This is a genomic window from Lentisphaera profundi (assembly GCF_028728065.1).
GTDB lineage: Bacteria > Verrucomicrobiota > Lentisphaeria > Lentisphaerales > Lentisphaeraceae > Lentisphaera > Lentisphaera profundi.
In genome coordinates, this window is record NZ_CP117811.1 from 177,335 (window position 1) to 196,744 (window position 19,410).

General features: G+C 44.4%; 13 protein-coding genes. 5 read left to right on the forward strand and 8 right to left on the reverse strand.

What is annotated here, in order from left to right:
• The 4 genes from PQO03_RS00700 to PQO03_RS00715 form a co-directional block, all read right to left on the reverse strand.
• Complete coding sequence (locus tag PQO03_RS00700) at positions 1–1,503, reverse strand: sulfatase family protein (protein ID WP_274150548.1); 1,503 nt, start codon at positions 1,501–1,503, stop codon at positions 1–3.
• A 102-nt stretch (positions 1,504–1,605) separates the two neighbouring features.
• Positions 1,606–3,144 carry a sulfatase family protein gene (locus tag PQO03_RS00705; RefSeq protein ID WP_274150549.1) on the reverse strand — a complete coding sequence of 513 codons (1,539 nt, stop codon included), beginning with the start codon at positions 3,142–3,144 and terminating at the stop codon, positions 1,606–1,608.
• A gap of 149 nt (positions 3,145–3,293) precedes the next feature.
• The gene (locus PQO03_RS00710; RefSeq protein ID WP_274150550.1) at positions 3,294–4,889 is read right to left on the reverse strand and encodes a sulfatase family protein; all 1,596 of its coding nucleotides are present in this window, start codon (positions 4,887–4,889) and stop codon (positions 3,294–3,296) included.
• 13 nt (positions 4,890–4,902) lie between these two features.
• Positions 4,903–6,630, reverse strand: coding sequence for an arylsulfatase (locus PQO03_RS00715; RefSeq protein WP_274150551.1), 1,728 nt, complete (start codon positions 6,628–6,630; stop codon positions 4,903–4,905).
• A gap of 799 nt (positions 6,631–7,429) precedes the next feature.
• On the opposite strand from PQO03_RS00715, the gene PQO03_RS00720 reads away from it, so the two are divergent.
• The gene (locus tag PQO03_RS00720) at positions 7,430–8,026 is read left to right on the forward strand and encodes an REP-associated tyrosine transposase (protein WP_274150552.1); all 597 of its coding nucleotides are present in this window, start codon (positions 7,430–7,432) and stop codon (positions 8,024–8,026) included.
• Positions 8,027–8,200: 174 nt separating this feature from the next.
• On the opposite strand, the gene PQO03_RS00725 is transcribed toward PQO03_RS00720, so the two are convergent.
• Positions 8,201–9,748 (reverse strand): sulfatase family protein, encoded by a 1,548-nt coding sequence (locus PQO03_RS00725; protein ID WP_274150553.1) that lies wholly within the window; start codon positions 9,746–9,748, stop codon positions 8,201–8,203.
• 767 nt (positions 9,749–10,515) lie between these two features.
• Between PQO03_RS00725 and ltrA the strand changes: the two genes are divergently transcribed.
• Entirely contained in the window at positions 10,516–11,862 is a 1,347-nt protein-coding gene (ltrA, locus tag PQO03_RS00730) for a group II intron reverse transcriptase/maturase (RefSeq protein ID WP_274150554.1), read from the forward strand.
• A gap of 260 nt (positions 11,863–12,122) precedes the next feature.
• On the opposite strand, the gene PQO03_RS00735 is transcribed toward ltrA, so the two are convergent.
• The 3 genes from PQO03_RS00735 to PQO03_RS00745 all read right to left on the reverse strand — a co-directional run bounded on the left by PQO03_RS00735 (position 12,123) and on the right by PQO03_RS00745 (position 15,199).
• Entirely contained in the window at positions 12,123–13,643 is a 1,521-nt protein-coding gene (locus PQO03_RS00735) for a sulfatase-like hydrolase/transferase (protein ID WP_274150555.1), read from the reverse strand.
• 127 nt (positions 13,644–13,770) lie between these two features.
• The gene (locus tag PQO03_RS00740; RefSeq protein ID WP_274150556.1) at positions 13,771–14,475 is read right to left on the reverse strand and encodes a type II secretion system protein; all 705 of its coding nucleotides are present in this window, start codon (positions 14,473–14,475) and stop codon (positions 13,771–13,773) included.
• 151 nt (positions 14,476–14,626) lie between these two features.
• Entirely contained in the window at positions 14,627–15,199 is a 573-nt protein-coding gene (locus tag PQO03_RS00745; protein WP_274150557.1) for a hypothetical protein, read from the reverse strand.
• A gap of 93 nt (positions 15,200–15,292) precedes the next feature.
• On the opposite strand from PQO03_RS00745, the gene PQO03_RS00750 reads away from it, so the two are divergent.
• From PQO03_RS00750 to PQO03_RS00760, 3 genes are all read left to right on the forward strand, one after another.
• Positions 15,293–15,892: an RNA polymerase sigma factor gene (locus PQO03_RS00750; RefSeq protein ID WP_274150558.1), complete on the forward strand. Its 600-nt coding sequence runs from the start codon at positions 15,293–15,295 to the stop codon at positions 15,890–15,892.
• Positions 15,893–18,010 (forward strand): serine/threonine-protein kinase, encoded by a 2,118-nt coding sequence (locus PQO03_RS00755; RefSeq protein ID WP_274150559.1) that lies wholly within the window; start codon positions 15,893–15,895, stop codon positions 18,008–18,010. It abuts the gene before it with no gap.
• A gap of 120 nt (positions 18,011–18,130) precedes the next feature.
• Positions 18,131–19,408 carry a DUF1552 domain-containing protein gene (locus PQO03_RS00760; RefSeq protein ID WP_274150560.1) on the forward strand — a complete coding sequence of 426 codons (1,278 nt, stop codon included), beginning with the start codon at positions 18,131–18,133 and terminating at the stop codon, positions 19,406–19,408.
• Positions 19,409–19,410 lie beyond the last annotated feature (2 nt).

Sequence of the window (19,410 nt, forward strand, 5' to 3'; positions counted from 1 at the left end):
TCAGATCTTTGTCGTGTTCTTATTTTTCTTACTTTTTTTCCCACTCTTTGATTTTTTATTCTTTTTTTGACTTTTTCCTTTGAGGCCACCATTGCTGCGATAGGAGCCATCAGCATATTTTTGTCCGGCTTCGCCAAATTCCTTGCCTAAGTAACTGTTTTGTAAGCTTTTATCCCATAGTTCGAAAATTTTGCTGGATTTACTGAGTACTTCAGGGTGGGCGGAAGCAATGTTTTTATTTTCGCCTTCATCATTACTACGATCAAAGAGCCCCCATTCACCTAGGATGAGGCCGGCTTCTTGAGCGTGTTGTTGGGAGAAGGCTCCTTCATAAACTCTCATGGCTTTAAATTTTTCTGTGAGTACGACTTGGGAGCCATGGCTCTGGAATAAAAGAGGTTTTTCACGAGTGTTTTCCTTTTGAGTGAGGATGGGAAGCAAGCTCTGGCCATCCATGGCGTGGGGTGAGTGATAATCGATTCCCGCGGCTTCGAGTGCGGTGAGAAAGTAATCGGTGGTGCAGGCAATGGCATCCGTTTTTGAACCCTTGGCAACTCTGGCGGGCCATTCGATGATGCCTGGCACGTGAATCCCACCATCAAAGAGGTGGCGTTTTGAAGCTCTAAAAGGGCCAGCGCTACCGTGTGAAACGGGTCCATTATCAGAAGTGAAGCAGAGCATTGTGTTATCGGCGATACCCATTTTTTTGAGTTCCGCACGTAGGCGTCCGACTTGTTTGTCCATATCGGCTAAATTGGAGTAATACTGCCAAGCTTTACCGACAGAGGGTTCATAAGTAGATTGCCATTCAGGATTGCCAGATACTGGTGCGTGGGGGGTATTAAACCAGATATAAGTTGAGAAAGGAATTTGCTCATTTACTGCCTTTTTTATGAAGGGAAGGGCACGGTCCATAATAATGCGAGATGAATCACCCGCCATATTCTCAGTCACTCTCACGCCATTTTGGTAATAAGCATTATCGGATTCTGCAGCTTCTTTGCTTTCGGGGCCATAAGGGTTGAAAGTAGGGACACAGCTATGAACGGCAAACCAATCATCGACGCCATTATTTTGGGGAGCGGCCATGGGCATGCGAGTGCCTTTGCCGAGTTTGGGATCATCGACCATTTGTCCCAAATGCCACTTGCCAAAATGACCGGTTCGATAGCCATGTTTTTTGAGGACTTCGGGTAGGGTGATTTCCTCATCGCGAAGTGAGCCCTGATTCGCTTCCCAGATACCCGTGCGGAAGGGGTGGCGCCCGGTATAACAACTGAAGCGTGTGGGCGAACACACGGGGGCCTGAGAATAGAAGTTATTAAATAACATTCCATTTGTGGCCATGGCATTGAGATGGGGAGTTTTGAGATTTGTATTGTGGCCATAGGCCTCCAAATCGCCGAAGCCCATATCATCCGCCATAATAAAAATAAAATTGGGCTTTTGTTCTGCTAGAACTATGGTCGATAATATTATAAGTAAAGTAAATAATGGTTTCATGATTGTTTGCTCCTGTGTATAATATTTATACAAAATCATAAAGGTGATTTAGATGTACTATGAATAAATATCAATTGAATATTGTTAAATAGAAATTGAAGATCAATTAATTTTCTCAATCAGTTCGTCGTAGTGAGCCCAGCCCTTTTTACCAGGGTCATTTTTCTGGGCTTGCCCGGGCGTGCTACGACCATTATCAATAATACTCATGAGCTGTTTTTTCATGCGTGAGACAATCTCGGGGTTTTGATGCTGAAGGTTGATAGTTTGGCTAGGGTCTTGATCGAGGTCAAAGAGCTGGATTGCAGCGGGGTTTTTGACGGGAGTAGAGAAGCCATCTTTGCGTTTGGAGCCGGCATGAGGATCCATAACGAGTACCCATTTATTTTGGCGAATTGCAAACTTACCCTGATCGGAGTGATGGATGATAGCAGTCCTTTGAGTAGTATCAATATTTTGGCCCATGAGTGCTGGATAAAAACTGACGCTATCTTCGCCCTGATTATCCTTGAGTTCTAGATTATTCATGTCGGCTAAAGTGGCAAGGAAATCGGTGGTGCAAATAGTTTGATCAGAGACGCTGCCCGCTTTGATTGCCTTGGGCCATTGAACGAGAAAGGGGACGCGATGACCGCCTTCATAGAGGTTGCCTTTGATACCGCGGAAATGAGCGCTCGGATTATGGCCTACGGCTAAGAGTTGATCAATTTTTGCCGTGCCTGAGCAGCCGTTATCGGTGGTAAAAATGATAAGGGTATTATCAAAGATATTTTGTTCTTTCAGTGACTTAATAATTTGTCCGACGCGCCAATCGACTTCCATGCAGAAGTCGGCGTAGGCGTTGATATTGCTCTTGGCCTGGAAATCTTTGTGGGGGGTGACGGGTGCGTGGGGCGCATTCAAGGGGAAGTAGAGAAAGAAGGGCTTTTCTTTTTTGGCGTTTTTTTCGATATAATCGACGGCTTTATCAGTGACTTGATTGAGGACTTGGAAAACATCGAAATCACTACTAGCAAATCCGGGACGACAGGAGTGAAGTTTTTTGTTAGTTCCCTTTTTATCCTTGTGTATCACATCGAGTTCGGAAATGAGATTGCGGTTTTCAATGAAGCAGTGGGGAGGCATTCCCAAGGAACCCGCTAAGCCGAAATAATAATCGAAGCCGACATCAACGGGACCATTTTTTATGGGGGTGGTATGATCGACGTTATCACCCTTGGCCTTGGCTGAGCTACCGCTCGTTAAAGCCCAGTCCATGCCAATATGCCATTTACCAATGCAGGCGGTATTATAGCCTTGGCTTTTAAGTAGTGATGCCAGTGTCATGCGGTCGGGCTCAATAAGGGAGGCACCATAACCATTCTGGACGCCGTCTTTTAAACGTGTACGCCAGGCGTAACGACCCGTCATGATTCCATAGCGGGTGGGGGTACAAACGGATGAGTTTGTGTGAGAGTCGGTGAACATCATCCCATTCTGGGCTAATGAGTCCAAATGGGGCGTCGGAAATTTACAATCAGGATTATAGGCTTTTACATCGCCGTAGCCCATGTCATCGGCAAGGATGTAAATGATGTTGGGTTTAGACTCAGCAAGGATCAGTGAGCTGAATATAGTGAGTAGGGTGAATAGTTTCTTCATGTAAGTTTTCCTGTTTTGAGGTATCCACAGATTATTCAGATGAACACAGATTGATTTTTTCTGGGTACGCCAAGCACTAGCTTGGCATAAAAAAAGGGCGGGTTGTTTATCTAGAGCTTCGGCCAAGCTGGTGCTTGGCGTACCCATACTTAACTCTTGTTTTTATCGGCGGCTTTTTTATCCTTTTTAGCTTTCTTATCTTTTTTTGCCTTTTTATCCTGCTTAGTTTTGCCGGCTTTATCATCGCTATACATGCTAGCAATCATTTCCTGGCTATGTTGAGAGAAAGGGATCGTACGATCGGCGAGTTGAACATATTTTTCGTAGCCCGCCCCAGCGACGCTTTCCTCTTTCCATTGGGCTAAAAATTTATCATAGAGCTGGCGCATCGCTTCGAGCTGAGGCTTAGCTTCTGGATTCATTGCGAGGCTATCTTGTTCAAAGGCATCTTTCTTGAGATTAAAGAGTTCTTCTGTGGGGGTGAAGTCGTCGGCACCATAAAACCAGTTGATATATTTATAGTCATCGGTAACGACGCCTAGGCTTTGTGCAGAAGCAATACCCCAGACATTGATGAGCAAGAGTGAATCGTGAAGTTTTTGTTTTTCGCCTTTGATTAATGAGACCATGCTCTTGCCATGGTTAGGAGCAGCTTTTGCGATTCCCGCATAATCGAGAATGGTGGGATGAAAATCGATATTGCCAGAGAGGGCCTCATTAGTTTTAAATTTTTGACAGGTATCATGGCGTGGATCATAGATGATTGCAGGAGCGAGAGAGCCGACTTCGTAAGCGTAAAGTTTGCCGCCCAGGCCTTTGCTACCATTATGGTGACCATTATCTGAAGTAAAGATAATGATAGTATTGTCTTCGACTTGCTGCTCTTTGACTTCTTCGAGGATCATCGCGATGGCCTTATCCATACCGTAGATCATGGTGTGATATTTTTTCATGGTATCATCATAACTTCTGACCCAGCCCTTGCCCTTGGATAGCGGACGGCCGCTCTTAGCTTGTGCGGGAAGTTTATCGACTTCATTGAAATCGGCGGGCTTGGTGAATTTCACGCCTTCGTAGAGTGAGTCATAGCGCGGATCAGTAGCGAGCGGCGTGTGGGGCGCTTTAAAGCTGATTGAGAGGCAGAAGGGTTTGCCACTAGCCTTGGCTTTTTTGACAAAATCGCGACCCATGAGACCGAGTGCGTAGGTGGTGTGCTCGGCTTTATCACCATAGACGTTTTTATATTCGTGAGCTTCGCGGTTTTCATTCATTTGGTAACTGCCCTGACCCATCCAGCCCGACCACCAATCAAAACTTTTGATGACGCGTTCGGTAGTGCCGCCCTTGAGTGGCTTGCCAGTTTCATCATTGAGGTGAAAACCAAATTTGCCTGCAAAGCCAGTGAAGTAACCATTCTTGCGCAGTAACATGGGGTAGGATTTTTCCCATTTCTGCCAAGCCAAATTACCATGTAGAAAGTTGGAGCCAGTAGAGAATTCATAGAGCCCGGTCATGATCTGAGCACGGCTCGCCATGCAGATTGCGGTGGTATTATAATTGCGGGTAAAGCGGGTGCCTTTTTCAGCGAGCTTATCCAGCGTGGGGGTTTTAACTTCGAAGATGCCAAGGTGACCCATGGAATCCCAGCGCATATCATCTGCTAAAAGAAAAATAATATTGGGCCGTTCAGAAGCATATAAAGTCGATGAGAGTAAGCCTAGAATGAGGTAAGTGAATTTTTTCATGAGGGAGAAGTCCTTAGAGTTTTTGAATATAGACGTAATAAGCGCTGAAAGCTTTGCCCTTAGCATCAATGAATTCAGCTTGGAGTTTTTGTGATCCTGCGGCAAGATCAACTTGAAAATCAGCTTGTTCAGATTGTGGATTGAGCTTTGTTGTGAGTGTTTTTCCTGCATAGGTAAGTGTCGCACTCTTGATGCTGAGGGCTTTGGTTTTACTATCGCCATCAGTCGTGAGTGAAGCCTTTAGGTAATGAGGCCAGCGGCGTAAGCTAATTTTGTATTGGCCAGTTTCTTTTATATCTAAGGCCCAAAAGCCACGATATTGCTCGCCTTTACTGACGCCTTTTTGATTCCAAACAACTTTGCCCTTTTCGGCAGTAGTTTCATTGGGATAGAGGTCCATGGAGTAGAGTTCAACTTCTTCTGAGCTGATTTCAATAGGCGTGAGTTCGTCAAAGCGACCTTTGATTTCTTGGTACCATGCAGAATAGCTATCGCGCATCATTTTCACTGTCTCGCTATGATCTTTGGCGACGTTTTCTTTTTGGGGAAAATCACTTTGAATATCAAAGAGTTGCTCACCCTCGATGAGGCGCCAGTCATCGTGCAAGATAACGCCATGTTGGAATTTCTGGTCACGCTTGTTGGCTTTATTCTCGGTGATAAGTGTGCGTGAAAGTTTCTTTGCGGGGTTCGCAATGATCTGCTGAAGGTCGATGCCATCAAATTTAACGCCGAGAGAGTCTTTGATAGCACAAGCAGCGAGCAGAGTGGGGAGAAGGTCAATATGAGCCGTGAGTTGATCCAATTGCTTGCCGCCTACCCAGCCGCCCTTTGGCCAGTAGAGGAAGCAAGGCACGCGGTGGCCACCATCATAGAGGCTACCCTTTTTGCCATTCATGCCGCCGTTAAAGGAATCGCCCTTTTTATCGCAGGCAGAACCATTATCACTACAGAAGATGACTATGGTATTTTCTTCGAGTTTGAGCTCGCGCAGCTTATTGCGTAGGCGACCGATATTATCGTCGATATTGGTGACCATGCCGTAGAAGGCGCAAATGCCTTTATCGAGACCCGCTTTTTCATAGGGTTCTAGGTACTTTTTGTCGGCGCCAGTGGGGCTATGTGGTGCCGTGGTGGAAACAAAAAGGAAGAAGGATTTTTGCTGATTTTTTTCAATGAAATCAATCGCGTAATCGAATTGTACATCAGTGCAGAAGCCCTTGGTTTTGACCCATTGATCATTATGCCAGTAATGACCATCCCAGAGATTGTTTTTCCAGTAATCAGGGAGCTGACCAATACTGCCTCCGCCAATGCGGAAGACATCTTGGAACCCGCGATCCTCGGGGCGGTAGGGCGCATTATCACCTAGGTGCCATTTACCGACCATGCCAGTGGTATAACCAGCCGTGGAAAAATGATCGGCCATGGTTTTTTCATCTTTGCGAATGATATTGCGTCCACCTAGGGTATGCCAGACGCCGACGCGACTCGCGTAACGACCAGTGACGAGAGCTGCACGACTTGGGGAGCAAATGGAATTGACGTGATAGTTATCCAGACGTACACCCTCATGGTAGAGTTTATCCATCTCGGGAGTCTGAATAATTTCATTGCCATGGGCGGCGACTTCGCCATAGCCCTGATCATCGGTGAGGATGAGGACTATATTGGGGCGTTCAGCCGCAAAGGAACTCAGTGAGGCAATGAATAAAAGGGAAGTGATGAGTGGCTTTAGCATGAATGAATACCTGAATTTGTTTCTCTAAATTTACAGTTCTAAATCAAGTAATTGGACCAAAGCTAGAATTTTTCGAACTTATTTCTTCTGGGTACGCCAAGCACCAGCTTGGCAATTGCGGACAAAAAAATCACCTATGGGTGCGCCAAGTACCAGCTTGGCAATTGCGGACAAAATTAACTATCGTGAGTGCTTTCCTGAAGATAACAAAATCATCTATGGGTACGCCAAGCACCAGCTTGGCAAAAGTCCGGCTCCACCAAACCCCAACGTGCCCAAAACATGGGTACGCCAAGCACCAACGTGGCAAAAGTCCGGCTCCATCAAACCCCAACGTGCCCAAAACATAGGTCCGCCAAGCACCAGCGTGGCAAAAGTCCGGCTCCATCAAACCCCAACGTGCCCAAAACATAGGTACGCCAAGCACCAACGTGGCAAAAGTCCGGCTCCATCAAACCCCAACGTGCCCAAAACATAGGTCCGCCAAGCACCAGCGTGGCAAAAGTCCGGCTCCATCAAACCCCAACGTGCCCAAAACATAGGTCCGCCAAGCACCAGCGTGGCAAAAGTCCGGCTCCATCAAACCCCAACGTGCCCAAAACATAGGTCCGCCAAGCACCAGCGTGGCAAAAGTCCGGCTCCATCAAACCCCCGCTTACCCAAAACATGGGTACGCCAAGCACCAGCGTGGCAAAAGTCCGATATGACTATCTATCTAATTCCCACTTTATAATCCATAAAAATCTTGCATGGCTTAATCTGAAATTTTATCTTATGCAACTATGAATGGAGATTTAGTATGGAAATGAACTCAGTAAATTGGCATAGTCGTGGTTATTTACCGCACTATGATTCTATGGAGCTTTATCAATCAATTACCTTTCGATTGGCAGATAGTTTACCTCAAAGAATACTAAAAAACTTAGAAGAAGATCTGAAGATTTTAGGAGTGGATAAACTCGATTATCAGCGTCGAAATTTAATTGATAAATATTTAGATATGGGCTGTGGTTGTTGTGCACTGAAGAATCAGCAGATGGCAAAAGTAATGAAAGAGTCCTTAATAAGATTTGATAATGAACGTTATCAATTGATTGCCTGGTGCATTATGCCCAATCATGTTCATGCCTTACTAAAACCGAAAATTGGCCTCGCCAAAATCATTCAATCTTGGCGGTCATATACTGGAAGGTGGGCTTTTCGAAATAATGCTAAATACGAATTGGGGATCACTGCAGATTCAAAAAGATTTTGGATGCGTGATTATTGGGATCGCTATATTCGTAGTGAAAAGCATTTTTATAGTGTGCTTGACTATATTCATGAAAACCCAGTGAAAGCGGGCTTGTGTAAAGCCCCTGAAAATTGGAAGTGGTCAAGTGCTTTTGAGGAATGAAGTGGATATGCCAAGCAGGTACTTGGCGTACGTGCGCCTGAGAGCGCAGAGGATGAATTGAGTATCGTGTATGTAAAAGCCAAGCTGGTGCTTGGCGTACCCAGATTCATTTTACCAAGCTGGTGCTTGGCGTACCCAGATTCATTTTACCAAGCTGGTGCTTGGCGGACCTAGTTATTTAGCTGCTTTTTTGTCTTTCTTCACTTTCTTCACTTTTTTCACTTTGGGCTTGCCCGCAGTTGGGTTGAATCGACCGGGAAGGTGATCATCTGTCATGGAAATGGACTTCATTTCATCTTTGAGTGATTGCTCGAGCTTGGCAATAATAGCTTTATACTCAGGGTTTTTTGCGAGGCTATTAGTTTCATTTGGATCGGCATGGCGATCAAAGAGGTCCATGCCTATGGTGTTGCCAGCTTTGTCGAGGTACTTGAGCATTTTATAATCTTTGGTGGTGAGTCCGTAGTGCTTAGGAGTACCGTTGGAGTAAAAGGTGTAAATAGTCTGTTGACGCGGCCAGTTCGTTTCTTTGCCTTGAGCGAGATCCCAAAAGCTGAAGCCCTGCATGGATGAAGGTATTTCCCCTCCGCCCATGGCAATGAGGCTCTCGGCGTAATCGACGTTATTGACCATCTCGGTAATCTTGGTTCCTGCCTTAATAGTCTTTGGGTAACGAATGATGAGGGGCATTTTTACGGCCGGATTGAGTCCGAGGCGTTTATCAAAGAAGCCGTGCTCGCCGATATACATACCTTGATCTGAGGTGTAGATAATGATGGTATTATCGAGCTCGCCTTCGGCTTCTAAGTAATCGAGTAGACGGCCAATACCTTCGTCAATTCCTTTGACACAACGCATGTAATCTTTGATATACTTTTGGTAAGTCTGCTTCGCGATTTCCACTTTTGTACCGGTGAATTTTTCGGTACCGGTGGGCCATTCGCCACTTTGGCCCTTCTTGCCATTTCCAAACCAAAAGGAGAGCGACATCTTGCTGCCTTCATTATGGATACGTGATTGTTTCTTGGGAACGCCGTTGGGATCGCGGGTCGCGTAGTCATCAAAGAGGGTGGTGGGCTCAGGGATTGTTACATCTTTGAATAAATCCTTGTGCCGGGGAGCAAATTCCCAGGGACCATGAGCGGCTTTGTAATGAGTCATCAGTATGAAAGGCTTGGTTTTATCGCGCTGCTTGAGCCAATCAAGTGATATATCAGTGTAAACATCGCTGGAGTAACCCTTATAAGATTTTTTGCCTTCGGAAGTACCTAAGCCGGGGTTAAAATAACTGCCTTGAGAAGTTGTGATCTCGTAGTGATCGAAGCCGTACATATTATCACCATGAATATGCCATTTACCAATGACTGAAGTAGCATAACCCGCTTTTTTGAGTTGGCCGGGAACGGTGGGCATATCTTTGGTATTGAGATCTTCGCGCAGGGTGACGACGCCGTTTTTGTGGCCGTACATGCCGGTGAGGATTGCGGAACGACTAGGCGCGCAGAGTGAGTTGGTGCAATGAACGTTGGTGAATAAGGCTCCTTCATTTGCGAGCCTATCCATGTTGGGAGTATCAATAAATCCCTTCAGAGTCGTGGAGTAGGCACCGATTGCGGCCGCACTATGGTCATCCGACATAATATAGAGGATGTTGGGCTTTTTGTTCTGAGCCATGAGTGAGCCGATTCCGAGACAGAGAGTGAGAGCAAATTTCTTATACATAAATAGTTTTTCCTAAAGTAAAATTAAGATGAATTCTTATTTATCTATTACAGAACTAAAGGGCCTGATTAGACTAGAAACTAATCTTTTATGGTTTAAAAACAGGAAGTGGGGCGCGGTCGTAGGAGTGATATTTTGGGTACGCCAAGCACTAGCTTGGCCGAAGTGTCGAAAAATTTAATACTATCATTATCTAATGCCGAGTAAGCCCTTGGCGGGAGTGATATAGATACTCGGGGTCGGCCCCGAAGCCCGTGAGGTTTGCCACCCTCAATGGTCGGTAAAAAAAAGCCAAGCTGGTGCTTGGCGTACGTGCGCCTGAGAGCGCACACAATCAGTGAGGTGAAAGTCCTCATCAACAAAGGCTGATTATGTTGTAGTCGAACCAAACTGCGTTGTCGTGAGGCGGGGTGGGGAGCAAGGTAAGGCGAAACAGCAGTCCGTAGGATGACGAACTCGATTCGGCTTTATAGTACTGGCGAGCCTGCGTACGCTTGGCGAAGCTTGGAACAGAATGAAAAAAAAAAAAGTAGTTCTGAAAATCCTCTATGCTGAATATCAGCGAGTAGCAAAGCAGTAGAGGAAGTCTATAGGGTGGTTGGAGACGGAATGCCGTGAAGGTTGTGTGACGTTAATCAGGGAGATCTGCATGTGCAGTGCAATAAGGCATGCAGAAGTCAGAGCTCTCATAGTAGCGTAGAAGGCGGTGAAAGCCGTTAGAGCGAAGGGGAGTAGGAAGATGAAACTGAAAAGGAAAGACTGAAGGAATGAAACAACTGTCAGAGACGACTAAACATTTATGGGAGCAGTTAGGGCGTGCCGAAGAAATTCGTGCGTGGGCCTCGACTTCAGTCTGGACGGATCAGATGCTGGGAACTCTTGAAACAAGAGTTGAAGGTAGAAAATGGTATAGCTTAATCGATAAAGTAATGAAAAAAGTAAATCTTATGGAAGCCTGGGAATCAGTTCGTGTAAACGGGGGGAGTCACGGGGTGGATATGGTGAGCTTGGATCGTTACGAATCAGAGCTAGAGCACAATATTGAACACTTGATGGAGCAGTTGCAGGCGGGGACGTACCTGCCGCAATGCGTTCGCAGGGTAGAAATTCCGAAAGCAGACGGTAAAACGCGTGCTTTGGGGATACCGACCGTGCGAGATAGGCTTGTTCAGACTGCGCTAAAGAATGTTATTGAACCGATATATGATGTGGATTTCTCTGCACAGAGTTTTGGCTTTCGTCCGCAACGGGGATGCAAAGATGCGCTTCGGCGGGTTCATCACCTACTTGCACAGGGTCAGCTCTATGTCGTTGATGCGGATATTCAAAGTTACTTTGATATGATACCGCACGACAAACTCATGGAACGAGTTAAAGAGAAAATAAGCGATGGCAGGATCCTAGATCTTATAGAAGCATTCCTCAAAGCAGGGATATTCGACGGAATCAAGGAATGGGAACCCGAGAAAGGGACTCCGCAAGGAGGCGTAATTAGCCCACTGCTCGCCAATATTTATCTCGATGAATTCGACCATAGGATGACAGAGGCTGGTTTTGAAATAGTGAGGTATGCGGATGACTTTCTGGTGATGTGTGATAATGCAAAATCGGCCAAGCGGGGCTTACGCAAGATCAAGCGTTGGATGAAGGCCCATGGTCTGAATCTCCACCCCGATAAAACCCGAATTGCCGACATGAGTCAACAGGATGAGTACTTTGAATTTCTAGGCTATCACTTTGAACGCTCGAAAAGAACGGGCAGGATAAATAGGTGGCCACGAAAACAGAGTATGGCTAAAATTAAAGAAACCGTGCGAAAGCGTACGAGGCGATGCAACTGGCAGTCTATAGAAGAAATCATTAAAGATCTCAGGCCCAGCCTCAGAGGCTGGTATGAGTACTTCAAACATTCCAATCGTTGGGCGATGCTCGAAGTTGATGCTTTCTTTCGAAGAAGGTTGCGTAGTATAATCGCTAAGTATAACCGCAAGAAAGGGACACATCGGATTATCGATAACAGGAAATATACCAAGAAATACTTTGTAGAGCTAGGGTTCTTTTCACTGGAAGAGGCCTGGCTACTGGAATCTCAGTCTCTTCGGAGTAAACATTGACCGGAGAGCCGTATGCGGGAGATCCGCACGTGCGGTTCGGAAGGAGGGGAGGCTCCGCAAGGAGCTTTCCCTACCCTTATCCAGAACAAAACCAAGCTGGTACTTGGAGTACCCAGGGAGGAGTAGCTCATGGTGGCAAAAAAAATCCCGCAGCAAGGCTGCGGGATAGAACTCTAGATAGAAAGATTGGTGTACCCAGAACATTGCTGTATTCAGAAGAAGAAAAAGCCAAGCAGGTGCTTGGCTTTCCCAGAATCTATTTAATCTTCTTCGTCGTAGATCCTGTAGTCAGGATGGTTGTAGAGTTGTTTTCTAGCGAGCTCTTCGATGCTATTATTTGCGGTCCATTTTTTGCCATACTTAGATGAGAAAAAGGGGTGGTCCGGTTCTAAATGATTCGGAAGCTGAGTGATGAGATCTTGAAATTTTTTCTTCGCAGTGCTGTGTTCAGGGTTATTGTCTACGCGTTTGTAAGCTTCACCAAAACGTTTGTCAGCAGTGTAGTAGAGGCGACCATCGGGCTTGCCGTAAAGAGCTGAGCGAGCTTCGAGTAAATGAGTTTTTGTACGGAAGATTTGCACTGGTCCGGTATAGGCATAAATCCATTCACGGTGAGTATCGCTCTTGCCAGTTAAGAATGAAACTTGGCTTTTACCGTCAAAAGGGACATCTTTTGGAAAAGGAACTCCAGCCATTTCGAGGAGAGTAGGAGCTACGTCAGAAAAGTCAGTGAGTTCTTCGCTCATGCCACGTTGTTTAACACCAGGGCCACATACGAGAAAGGGAACGTGAACGCCACGCTCAACCGCTCTATCTTTTGCGGTTGATGCGGTGCCATTATCGGCACAGAAAATGAAGTAGGTATTATCATAGATATCGAGATCTTTAGCTTTCTGTACGACTTTTCCCACGAGCTTATCCATATATTGGATGAGATTGACAAAACGTTGTTTTTGCTTCTTGCTATATTCCCCCAAGATTCGTTCTTTATCTTCCTTGCTCATACCTTTGACATCGGGCTTCTTGAGCTCGATATCCATGGCAAGGCCGTTATCAGGAGTCGTTGAGTAGGGACCGTGAGGAATGACGATGGGCCAGTAAGCCATGAAGGGCTGATTATTTTTGGCTTTGCGTTCCATGAAATCCATGATGAATTCGCAGCGTTGATCGGGGCCGAAATCTTTTTCAGTAGCATCAAGGTATTTGCCATTTTGTACTGTTGACGGGTACCAATAACGGTTGTCGGCTAGTTTTACATCCTTGCGGCGTCCTTGAGCTACGACGTCGATATCAAAGTGCTGCTTGATTTTATCCGGGCCTTCATAGATGCAGTACTCGTCAAAACCAACTTCTTGTTCATAGGGTTCGCGAGCACTACAATGCCATTTACCTGCAACGGCAGTTTTGTATCCGCCTTCCGAGAGTAATTTGGCCCAGCTATGTTGCTTGGTAAAGAGTGTGCCACGTGAATCAAAGGCCCACATATCATTGCGGAAAGCTCCCGTTCGATTGGCGTAAACACCAGTCATAATCAGGGCACGTGAAGGTCCACAAATGGCGGGTGCGAAGCAGGTTTTAAACTGCACGCCGTCGGCGCCAATTTTATCGATATTGGGGGTTTGGGCTGAATGTGATTGGCCGTATGAAGAGAACATATCGGCACCGACATCATCGGCGAGAATAAGGACGATATTGGGTTTCTTATCAGCGGCTTTCGCAAGGGGTGTTAATGTACTTGCGAAGCCAGCAAGTGCCGTGAGGATGATGGAGTTTATTTTCATATTAGACCTTTAATTTATAGAGATTTATTTGTGCCAAGCAGGTGCTTGGCGATCCCAGTGTTGATTTATAGAGTTTTGTTTGTGCCAAGCAGGTGCTTGGCGATTCCAGTTTTAATTTATAGAGTTATTAGCGCAAGCTATCCCACATTGTGTTGAACATTGATGCATTGCTCCAAGGGTCTACACCGCTACCAGCATAGGTGGTGGCGTGTGGTATAGCTCGAACTGAACCATCGGGAAATATATGGTTGAATTTAAACTTGCCATGACTCCAGGGATAATCTCCATTCACGGTGCCTCTTTGAATGACATTCATTTTCATCATGGCGGAGTTCCATTTTCCAATTGTATTGCCTGGATTGTGCCGCTCAGTGATGATAATTGTATCAGAAGGGTAAGTGAAATCGCTAAGTGTTAGGCTTTCGCCCGAGCCTTCATCGATGGCTCCGCGTTTACTGCTTTGTCTGCCACTGAGTATACCCTGAATAGCGCTGTAGGAGCGGTTACGGTTGGTGCCAGTATCAGTTTCATCAGTAGGACATGAGTAGAGTTTTCCATCGGTGTTGGATGTGCGGCCGTCATAACCTGTGCCGAGGAATTTATCGTAGGTGATGCGATTGAAGTGTCCAGGCAGGTGGCCTTTGTTATCTTCTGCGTACATGAAAATTGCAGTAATTATTTGTTTTTGGTTATTTTTGCATACGGTGATTTTGGCGCGCTTACGTGCTTTACTTAGGCTTGGTAAAAGAAGGCTCGCGAGTATGCCGATGATGGCAACGATTACGAGTAGCTCGATTAAGGAAAAATTCTGTTTCTTTTTGTTACTTGTCATATGCGCTCTCTCATAAAGGTTTATCTAGCATTTTTTTTTAAGCTATATAAAAGGCTACAGAATGAAAAAGATGATTTGGATCTGTGGAGAATTTTTTTATATAAAAAAGATAATTAAATTGTATTTCTTAGTCTTAATTAAGAAATTGCTTTTAGCGTTGGGCATCCCACATGGTGTTATTGTTGCTCCAAGGATCTTTGCCTGTATCTAAATATGTGGACATATAGTGAGTTCCTTTAGCCGAGCCATCGGCAAAAAGATAATTAAATTTAAATTGCTCATGACTCCAAGTGAGGTTGCCGTTGCTTGTGAATGTCTGTACGTCTTGTGCTCGCATAACGCCAAAGCTCTGGCGCCCGAGGCGGTTCTTCCAGTAATGAAATTCTCCCGTCATAATCGTTGTTGTAGGGAATTTGACATTGCTTAATGGCATAGTCGCTCCACTACCTTCGACAACCATGCCACGTTTAGAGGCTTGGTTTCCATTTAAAACTCCCTGAATCATACTGTAAGAGCGGAGTATATTTGGATCATTTTTGTTACTTTTGTCGGTCGGGCATTGATAGAGAGGTGCAGGTGAACCTGGGTAATTATTCTTCATTTGAGTATCAGTTAGGTTTCTACCATCGTAGCCATTTCCTAAAAAATCATCAAAAGTTCTAGCGTAACGTTGACCAGGAACGTAATTATATTTACAGTGAGTGTGGCCGTTTTTGGATATCATTAGTGTATGGGAAAGACTTATTTCTCCTATTATCAGTTAAAAAAAGTTTTGGAGAATGTAGTATTTAATAACTGACTACCGAGGACAATGATTATGACTGATCCCTATGTGACCCGCCAAACACTGCTTCAACGAGTACAGAACCCCGATGATGAACGAGCCTGGGAAGACTTTGTGGCTTACTACGAAAACTTCATCTATATGGTTTTGCGCCGCATGTGTTATAATCATGAAGATCATCCAGATTTAGTACAAGATATCCTGCTAAAACTTTGGGAAAAGTTAAAGACTTATGATGTCGAGAAAAGTAAATTTCGTACTTGGTTGGGTACGGTCATACGCAATACCTTCATCAATTATTTAGATAAAAAATCTCGTCGTCAAAAACGTGAAGATTTGATTTCGGATCCCTCAATGCGTGAAATGCTTTATGCGGAGAATGGAGATGAATTAGATCTTTTTATTCATCGTGAGTGGGAGCTTTACGCGAGGACATTAGCGATGGAACGTATAAAAGATCACTTTTCAGAGAAAGCACTTATGGTTTTTGATCGCATGTTAGATAATATCCCTGTGGGTCAGATTGCCGAAGAACTGGACCTCGGCTCTAGCAGTGTCTACAAAATGGGCGAAAGAGTAAAAAATCGCCTGCGAGAAGAAATTAAATTGATTCGTAAGGAATTGGAATTTTAATTGGATAAACGCCGCCAGATTAGTGAGCTTAGTCAGAAAGCAGTCGATCGACGTGATGAACGCTTGATGAACTTATTTGAAGATGACGAAGAAGAAGTTCATGAAGGGATTATTTTTTCTGAATTGCGTAATTTAGCGGAAGATTACACTCAGAAATCAGATTTAGCCCGTGGTGGGATGAAGCAGATTAGTCGTGTGTTTGATCAGCGAGCGAATCGTTTTGTCGCCATTGCAGAATTGCTTAAAAAGCAAGATTCACGACTGTATGAAGATTTTTTAAGAGAAGCCAGATTAACCGCATTGCTCGATCACCCAAATATCATGAATATACATGAAATTGGCTTAGATGAGCATAATCACCCCTATTTCACTATGGATTTAAAACAGGGGGATAATTTAGAAGTTATTCTCAAAAAAAGAGAAGCGGGTGATGCACTCTACTTGGAGAAGTATGGGCTCAATGAGCTTTTGGATATTTTCCAAAAAGTCTGTAACGCAATTGATTATGCCCATTCTAAAGCAGTGGTTCATTTAGATTTGAAACCAGATAATATTCAAGTCGGTGATTTTGGTGAAGTCTTGCTTTGTGATTGGGGACTCAGTAAAATTCTGGGTCAGAAAAATGATCTTGCGGTGGATAATTTATTAGATCCTGATGTGCTCAATAATATGACCCTGCATGGTGTGATAAAAGGCACGCCGGGTTACATGGCACCAGAGCAAATCACCGGGGAGGCAAAAACACAGCAGACCGATATCTTTGCTCTTGGCTGTATTCTTTATAGGATATGTGCGGGTAGGGAAGCATTTCGAGGCGAGGTTGAATTTCTTTTGAAGAAAACGGTGAAAGGGATTTACACTCCGGTAACAGAACTTAATAAGTCTTTGGCTCATGGCTTAGGGGCGATTGTGGATAAAGCGATGAAAGCCATTCCTGAAGAGCGCTATTTTTCGGTTGATCAGTTGCTTTGCGATTTGCGCAAATATCGAGAGGGCTTTGCAACTGAAGCGGAAAAAGCGGGTGCCTTACGTCTCTTAGCACTACTTTTTAAAAGACATAAGACGCTTTGTTATTTTCTGGTATGCTTTTGTGTGTTGAGTGTTTCGGGACTTTATGTTTTTGTTGATCGAATTGCTCAAGAGCGAGCAATTGCCTTGGAAGAGCGTGATAATGCGCAATTGGCAAAAGAAAAAGAGGGCTTAGCAAGGGCAGAGGCGGAGCAGAATTTCCTCGTTGCGGAATCCGCAAAAAAGCAGTCTGAAAAAGATGCGCAATTACTGATCGAGGAAAAAAAACAGCTCGAAAAATTGAATATAGAGTATGTCAATGATCTCGTTAGCCAGAGTGTATTTATTAGTGATAATATGAATTTTTGGGAATTGCACAATGATCGTTTACATAGGGAGACACTACTCTATCTCGATCGTGCTATAAGTTTAAATAGCAATGCAAAAATGGCCTGGAAGCAGAAAGCGCATTTATTATTTATCATGCAGCGCTATCGCGATGCAATGACTTGTTTCGACCATATAAAAGATGTCGATAAACTCAAAAAAATCTGTCGTGAATCGCTCGGGAAAGAGCGCAAAAGCTCTATTAATAATTTCTTAAAAGTACTGAAGGACTTGGGGCAACTGCAACCAAGGACTCATTATCGTAGTTTGATGGATCAGATGGTGAGCTACGATCATCATGCGAACGCAAGGACCGAAGAAGATAAGATTGCGATCACTAGACTTTTGGTAGAAATGTGGCACCCGAATAAAAAAATTGGTTTTAAATTTAATGCTGAATTGCGCGAATTAGAGCTATCGGGTCGAATTAATTATCTTCGTTTTGAAAGAAATCCGAGTGGTAAGCGCCGTTCAATTTTATGGTTATTGGAACCCAAAGTTTTAGTATTTAAAGATACGGAATTTAAGCAATTGAGTCAGCTCTTTGATTTACCCTTGGTTAAACTAGACCTGCGGGGAACGAAAGCCAAAGACTTGAAAGCCTTGGCACAATTCAAAACACTTGAGCGTTTGATCGTTGAGGAAGGACAGTTTATAAAAGCTGAGCTCAAGGCTTTGCCTCAGTGGATTAAATGGACACAAAAAGAGCTCGGTGAGCCTTAAAAAAATCAAAAGTACATAAATTTCCGGTTTATTTGAATTAAAAGCTAAGGACGGGTCCAAAGACCTGGTTTCGATCTGTAGCTACTTTTAGGTCTTAAGGCTTTTAAATAAGGAATATTTATGTATAACCGTACTCATGAAATTAACCGTCGTCGTTTTTTAGCGGGATCAGGAGCTTTAATTCCTTTGCCTTTTATGGCTTCATTAGAATGTGCAGCGGGCAAAAAGAAAGCAAGTTCTGCGGTGACCAAGCGTTTTGTCTGCATCGCCCCTGAATACGGCATTCATCGTTCCAGTCTTATTCCAGAGAAAACAGGCCCTTTGAGCCAACTTCCCAAATATGCTCAGTGCTTAAATGCGCACCGCAGGGAGTTTTCTATCTTTTCCGGTATCGATCACCCGATGGTGGGTGGAGGACATGCGGCAACGTCTACTTTATTAAATGGCATGAAAAAAAGTTTGTGTGGAGGCGACCTTAAAAAGATGCTGACTTTGGATATGTATCTAGCAGATAAATTTGGGAGGGATACTCGCTTTCCACTGCTCACAGTGGGAAATGGCTCACCGGTAACTTTCAACAATAAGGGTGTGGCAGTACCCACGATAACGAGTCCTGAGAAGTTATTCGCCCAAGTTTTTCAACAGGATAATCCCAAAGAAATAAAAAAACGTGAGCAGTCTCTCAATCAAGATTTGAGTATTTTAGATGACTTAGTCGATGATGCAAAATTTCTTGGAAAGGGCCTAGATAAAACTGACCGTGAAAAATTTGAAGAATACCTGACGAGTTTAAGAGAGACGGAAAAACGTCTTCACCAGGAAAAACAATGGTTGTACAAAGATAAGCCAAAGACGGAGTATAAGCCTTTTGAACAAGCACAAGAGATGGATGAGCCACCGCATCGCAATGATTTATTTTTGGATATCATGGCTTTGGCACTGCAAACAGATTCGACGCGTTTTATTACTTTCCAGATGCCGGGGGGCAATGGTTTTTTACCCGTAGAGGGTGTGAATACGGCCTACCACACCCTGACGCATCATGGGCACCGCCCTGAACGGGTGGATCAACTCAGCCTTATTGATCAATGGCGCTATCAGCAAATGGCTAAGTTTATAGATAAATTGAAAAAGATGAAAGATGGCGAAGGACGTCCTTTACTCGATACAACCTTGCTGATGTTTGGCAGTGGCATGTCTGATGCCAGTAATCATTCAAGTAAAAATAATTCTATACTTTTTGCAGGCGGTCGTCTTAAGCATGGAAAGCATCATGCACTCAAAGGAACAAAAGATGGTGTAATTAGCAATCTTTATGTGACTTGTCTGAATTATTTTGGGATACGCGAAAATTCATTTGCCACCAGTCGTGGCAATCTAAATCATTTGCTGAGCTAAAA